Here is a 1,482-nt window from a genome sequence, read left to right as displayed (position 1 = left end):
GGCCGGCGCCACCTGGGGCCACATCGCCATCCCGCGCATCGGCCAGGAGGTGATCGTCGACTTCTGGGACGGCGACCCGGACCAGCCGGTCATCACCGGCCGCACGTACAGATCGAACCAGCTGCCGCCCTACGAACTTCCGCACCACAAGACCCGCATGACCATCAAAAGCCAGACCCACAAGGGCGAGGGCTACAACGAACTGCGCTTCGAGGATGAGAAGGACCAGGAGGAAATCTTCGTCCACGCGCAGAAGGACCAGAACCTCCACGTCAACCACGACGAAACCACCTTCGTCGGGCATGACCGCAGCGAGCAGGTGCAGCACGACGAGATCATCGCCATCGGACATGACCGCAGGGAAACGGTGGGCAACGACGAGCAGGTGACCATCGGCCAGGATCGGCGCCACGACGTCGGCCAGGACGACTTCCAGACTGTCGGGCGCAATCACACGATCCGCATCGGCAAGGATCGCACTGAGGAGGTGGGTAATAACCGCCGCGACAAGACCACGGCCAACCACTGGGTGGAGATCGGTGGGCACCGCGAAACCACCGTGCAGGGCCACGACAAACTGCAAGCCGGGCAAAGCATCGAGCGCAAGACCGCGCGCTACGAACTACAGGCCGGCCAGGTGGCCCGCCTGCGCGGCCCCGGCGGCACCATCACGCTGGACGACAGCGGCATCACCGTGGACGGCATAGCGATCCATCTCAAGGGACCGTTGAACCAACAGGCCGGAGGCGGGGGCAACACCACCGCCGTTGACGGCACGCCCGCCGCCGGCGAGCCCATTTGTATCAGTTGCTGGCTCAAAGCTGCCGTCCAGCGCAAAGCCCTGATGAAGGTGGACGCATGATCGCCCACCAGCTCTTGCAGGCATTCAGCGAAGACCTGCACTATAACGCCGCCGCACGGCCGTGTTACTTGATGGCCTTGATCGACATGGCGATGTTGACCCCAGCGCAACGCGAACAAGTGACCGCGCGTTTCGAGGGATTGCTGCACCCTCTGCTGCTCGACCCGGACTATGCCACGCTGCAACCCTTGGGCGCGATGCTGGCTGGCACGGGCGAAAGCAGCCCGGCCGGCTTCGACACCCTCATCGCCAAGGCCAGCGGCTACGGCACCGACGTGATCCAGGCCTGGGTGACCAGCCTGTGGCCTCCCGATATGCTGGCCGGCCACCTCAGCCACGCCACTTTCGCGCAAGGCGGCGAAGGCGAACGCTACCTGCTGCGCTATTACGATCCCCTGGTCCTGCCGGTCCTGCACCGCGCGGCCAGCCCGGCCTGGGTGGGCTGGTTCTTCGCTCCCTTCCTGTCCTGGTGGTTTGCCGGCGCCACGCCGGAACACCCGCGCTGGAGCCGCATCCCCGGCGGCGCGCGCCTGCCGCAGCCGTCGCCGCCGGCGCTGACATTGACCGATGCCCTGTGGGAAGCCCTGGTTTCCGATCCGTTGCCGCATCAGTTGCTGCAC

At 65.9% G+C, this 1,482-nt stretch carries 2 protein-coding genes; both read left to right on the top strand.

The genetic code is table 11. From position 1 onward, the window contains the following. The coding region (locus tag AC1DK4_RS40640) for a type VI secretion system Vgr family protein (protein ID WP_477132266.1) at window positions 1-862 on the top strand (862 nt) is incomplete at its 5' end. Next, window positions 859-1,482 (top strand): DUF4123 domain-containing protein (locus AC1DK4_RS40635; protein WP_441650506.1); only part of this gene is annotated, 624 nt, incomplete at its 3' end. The genes AC1DK4_RS40640 and AC1DK4_RS40635, both read left to right, overlap by 4 nt.

It is taken from the genome of Cupriavidus sp. 05N38, assembly GCF_056397345.1.
The sequence above is the reverse complement of the archived record's forward strand: the minus strand, read 5'-3'. Positions and strand labels throughout refer to the sequence as shown.